This window comes from Streptomyces fuscigenes (genome assembly GCF_021556455.1).
Lineage (GTDB): Bacteria > Actinomycetota > Actinomycetes > Streptomycetales > Streptomycetaceae > Streptomyces > Streptomyces fuscigenes.
The window spans coordinates 1-4,172 of record NZ_JAKGCV010000467.1; the positions used below are offsets into that span (position 1 = coordinate 1).

General features: G+C 75.0%; 4 protein-coding genes. 1 reads left to right on the forward strand and 3 read right to left on the reverse strand.

Annotated elements, in window-relative coordinates; all coding sequences use genetic code 11:
• Positions 1-94 precede the first annotated feature (94 nt).
• The gene (locus L1885_RS24695) at positions 95-1,045 is read right to left on the reverse strand and encodes a dihydrodipicolinate synthase family protein (protein ID WP_235799383.1); all 951 of its coding nucleotides are present in this window, start codon (positions 1,043-1,045) and stop codon (positions 95-97) included.
• A gap of 147 nt (positions 1,046-1,192) precedes the next feature.
• On the opposite strand from L1885_RS24695, the gene L1885_RS24700 reads away from it, so the two are divergent.
• Positions 1,193-1,918: a FadR/GntR family transcriptional regulator gene (locus L1885_RS24700; RefSeq protein WP_235799384.1), complete on the forward strand. Its 726-nt coding sequence runs from the start codon at positions 1,193-1,195 to the stop codon at positions 1,916-1,918.
• A 161-nt stretch (positions 1,919-2,079) separates the two neighbouring features.
• Here the strand turns inward: L1885_RS24700 and L1885_RS24705 are convergent, their stop codons facing one another.
• Positions 2,080-3,108, reverse strand: a complete 1,029-nt coding sequence (locus tag L1885_RS24705) for a 6-phosphofructokinase (RefSeq protein WP_235799385.1) — start codon at positions 3,106-3,108, stop codon at positions 2,080-2,082.
• A 213-nt stretch (positions 3,109-3,321) separates the two neighbouring features.
• Positions 3,322-4,020, reverse strand: a complete 699-nt coding sequence (locus L1885_RS24710) for a response regulator (RefSeq protein ID WP_235799386.1) — start codon at positions 4,018-4,020, stop codon at positions 3,322-3,324.
• Positions 4,021-4,172: the final 152 nt, after the last annotated feature.

Genomic DNA, 4,172 nt, shown 5'->3' on the forward strand with positions numbered 1-4,172 from the left:
CGGGGCGGGCGTCCGGACGGTGCGAGGTGCCGGAGTCCCGACCGCGGCGCCCCGCACTCCCACGGGCGCCGGGCCACCGTGCCCCTGCGCGCCCCTACGCCAGGCCGGCCGCGCCGAGGTGGGTGCCGACCGCGTGCCGCTCGCCCGCCGACAGCGGGCCCATGGGCTGCGGGGTCGCCGCGTGGGCGATCACCCCGCGCTGCCGCAGCGCCTCCTTGAACGCGCCGATGGCGGAGGCGTATCCGCCGATCCGCGTCGTGTCGCCGACCCGGACCATGCCGAACAGGGCGCGCAGCCGCTCCTGCTGGCGGGCCGCCTCCTTCGTGTCGCCGCGCCTGGCCGCCTCGTACAGCGCGACGTACCCGTGCGGGTCGACGTTGCCGAGGCCCGGCACGATCCCGTCGACGCCGAGCGCGAGCGCGACGTCCGCCATCACCTCCGACCCGGTGAGCACGGAGAATCCGCGCGCCCGCGCACCGTTGGCCGCCGTCAGGTCGAGCACGGTGCGTAGCGCGTCCAGGTCGCCGCTGCTGTCCTTGAGCCCCGCGACCACCCCCGCGCCCGCGAGTTCCGCGGTGATCTCGGCGGGCAGCTTCCGCTGGACGTTGCCGGGGATGTCGTAGGCCCACAGCGGTACGCCGAGCGAGCGGCTGACGGCCGTGAAGTGCTCGCGCATCTCGCTCGGGTGCGTGGGCGAGTAGAACGGGACCGTCGCCACGACGGCGTCGGCCCCCGCCTTCTCGGCCGCGCGGGCCTGTGCGATCACCCGGTTCGTCGACAGGTCGACGGCGCCGGCGAGCACCGGCACCGCGCCCGCGGCGACCCCGCGCACGACCTCCAGGGCCCGCAGCCGCACCTCGTCGGTGTGGTAGGCGAGTTCGCCGGTCGAGCCGCCGACGAACAGGCCGCTCACGCCCGCCTCCAGGAGGAAGGTGCACAGCCGCTCCAGAGAGGCGGTGTCGAGCTCGCGTTCCGCGGTCAGCGGCGTGCAGACCGGCGGGATGACTCCCGTGACGACCCCTGCGACGGCCGGTTCGCTTCTCATGTGGGTACTCGGGCCCTTTCTTTCGCCGCCCCCGAACAGATATCGGACATGGGACATGGGATGTCCCATACGTTCCGACGCTACACTCGTCCGCGAGGGCAGGCAAGACCCCGCGAGGCCGGCCCGCCATCAGGCCGAGGAGAGACGGTGCCCTACGGAGTCCGGCAGCAACTGGAGGACCGCATCACCGAGCTGATCTTCGAGCTGGACCTCGCCCCCGGCGAGGCCATGCCCCCGGAGACCCAGCTCATCGAGCGGCTCGGCGCCGGCCGCAACAGCGTCCGGGAGGCCCTGCGCGCCCTGCACACGCGCGGCATCGTGGACATCCGGCACGGCTACGGCACCTTCGTCGGCAGCGCCCCGCTCGCCACGATGGGCCCGGGGCTGCTCTACCGGACGCGCCAGGCCGTGCGCGGCAACCCGGGCGCGCTGCGCGAACTGGTCGCCGTGCGGCGGGCGCTGGAGTCGGGGCTGATCGGGGACGTGGTGGCGCTGGCCGATCCCGTGCTGTTCGACCGGCTGGAGCGCGAGATCGCCGCGATGCACGCGTCCGGCACCCCGCACGGCGCGCGTCCCGCGGCGGCGGACGGCGGCCCGCCGGACACCGCCGCCGCCGACCGGCGCTTCCACCTCATGCTGTTCGAGCCGCTCGGCAACGAGCTGGCCACCCAGCTCATCGAGCTGTTCTGGGACGCCTTCCAGACGGTACGGGCCGACCTCGGGCCTGTCGCCCGGCCGGACGACCTGGTCCACCGGCACGCGGACATCGTGGACGCGCTGCGCGCCGGCGACGCCGAGGCGGCCCGCCGCGCGGTGCTCGATCACTTCGACGACGTCGAGTCCCGGGTGGCGAAACTCGCCGGCGACGGCTGAGCGTCCGCTCCCACCGGAGGCCCGCGGCCCCGGGGGTGTCGGGGTCCGAGGCGCGGGGGCCCGCCTCCGGCCAAGGGCCCGCGGTGGTGCGGCGCCCGGGGCCGGGAGCGCCGGGCGTCGGCGGCTTGCCAGGGTGCCCGGGCGACCCCGGCGTGCTCCCGTCAGCCGAAGAAGACCCCGGCCTCCTCGTACAGCACGTCGGGCACCGTCTTCAGCGTGGCCACCGCGTCCGCGATCGGCACCCGCACGATGTCCGTTCCGTGCAGCGCGACCATCGTGCCGAAGTCGCCGTCGCGCACGGCGTCGACCGCGTGCAGCCCGAAGCGGGTCGCCAGCCACCGGTCGAACGCGCTCGGCGTGCCGCCCCGCTGCGTGTGGCCCAGCACCGTGGTGCGCGCCTCGTGGCCCGTGCGCGCCTCGATCTCCCCGGCGAGCCAGTCCCCGATCCCGGAGAGCCGGACGTGGCCGAACGAGTCGGTCGAGGCGTCCTTGACGACCAGGTCGCCCTCGCTCGGCTTCGCGCCCTCGGAGATCACGACGACCGGCGCGTGCGAGGCCCGGAAGCGGGAGTCCATCCAGCCGCAGACCTGGTCGACGTCGAACGGCCGCTCCGGGACGAGGATGGCGTCGGCGCCGCCCGCGAGCCCCGCGTGCAGGGCGATCCAGCCGGAGTGCCGGCCCATCACCTCGCACACCAGCACCCGCATGTGCGAGTCGGCGGTGGTGTGCAGCCGGTCCACGGCCTGGGTGGCGACGCCGACGGCCGTGTCGAACCCGAAGGTGAAGTCGGTGGCGGAGAGGTCGTTGTCGATGGTCTTGGGCACGCCTACGCACGGGATGCCGTGCCGCTCGACCAGCTCGTTCGCCACACCGAGGGTGTCCTCGCCGCCGATCACGACCAGCGCGTCGACGTCCTCGCGCGCCAGGGTCTCCCGGATGCGGTCCACGCCGTCCTCCGCGGCCAGCGGGTTCGTGCGGGAGGCGCCGATGATCGTTCCGCCGAGCGGCAGGATCCCGTGCACGGAGGCGATGTCGAGCGGGCGGGCGGTGCCGTCGAGCAGGCCGCGCCAGCCGTCCCGGAATCCGGTGAAGGCGAAGCCGTGCTCCTGGACGCCCTTGCGCACGATGGCGCGGATGACCGCGTTCAGCCCGGGGCAGTCGCCGCCTCCGGTGAGTACTCCGACCCGCATGGGACCTACCTCCGCCGGCTGTGGGGTGCGCCGGCTGCCCGGCGACCGTGGCTGACGTGACCCGGATCACGCTCTGCCACTGTCGCACGGCGCCCCGGGGCGCGCCGGGCGGCGCCGGCGCCGGGAGGCGTGCACGGCGCACGGGCGCCCCGCGGCGCGACGCGCTCGGAGGCGTCCCCGCCTGCTCAGGGCCCCGGCTCGCGGGATGCGCGCTCAGCCGTCGTCGAGGCCGCGCTCGATCGCGTAGCGCACGAGCTCGACCCGGTTGTGCAGCTGGAGCTTGCCGAGCGTGTTCTGCACGTGGTTCTGGACCGTGCGGTGGGAGATGACCAGCCGCTCGGCGATCTGCTTGTACGACAGTCCCTTCGCGACCAGGCGCAGCACCTCGCGCTCGCGGTCGGTGAGCTGCGGGACCTTCGGGTCGTCGGACGCGGCGGGCGCGGGATCGGCGGCCAGCCTGCGGTACTCGCCGAGGACGAGGCCGGCCAGCCCGGGGGTGAACACCGCGTCGCCCGCCGCGGTGCGGCGGACGGCCTCGATCAGTTCGGCCGTCGAGGCGGACTTCACGAGGTAGCCCGTGGCGCCCGACTTCACCGCCTCCAGCACGTCGGCGTGCTCGCCGCTCGCGGACAGCACGAGGACGCGCAGCCCCGGCAGCGTGCCGACCAGCTCCTTGCACACCTGCACGCCCGGCAGGCCGGGCAGGTTCAGGTCGAGCACGAGGACCCGCGGGGAGGTCGCCCGCGCCCTGCGCACCGCCTGTGCGCCCTCGCCGGCCGTCGCCACCACGTCGAAGCCCGCCTCGGCGAGATCCCGCGCGACGGCGTCCCGCCACATCGGGTGGTCGTCCACGACCATCACCGTGATCGGCGCCGCGTCCGGCCCCGCCGCCCTGTCGCCCTGCGCGCTCATGTCGTCGTCTCCCGTGCCGCCCGGGCCTCCGGCCTCGAACACGACATCAGCCGGGGCACGCTCCAGGCGCCGGACCTGCTGGCGAAGTTCGCCGGCCTGCTGTCCAGCATCGCCGTGCTGCTCGTGCCGGTCGCCTTCGCCGTCGAACGGCT

Coding starts and splice junctions, on each gene's coding strand:
- L1885_RS24710 (WP_235799386.1), bottom strand. CDS start 4,020: ATGAGCGCGCAGGGCGACAGGGCGGCGGGGCCGGACGCGGCGCCGATC.
- L1885_RS24705 (WP_235799385.1), bottom strand. CDS start 3,108: ATGCGGGTCGGAGTACTCACCGGAGGCGGCGACTGCCCCGGGCTGAAC.
- L1885_RS24695 (WP_235799383.1), bottom strand. CDS start 1,045: ATGAGAAGCGAACCGGCCGTCGCAGGGGTCGTCACGGGAGTCATCCCG.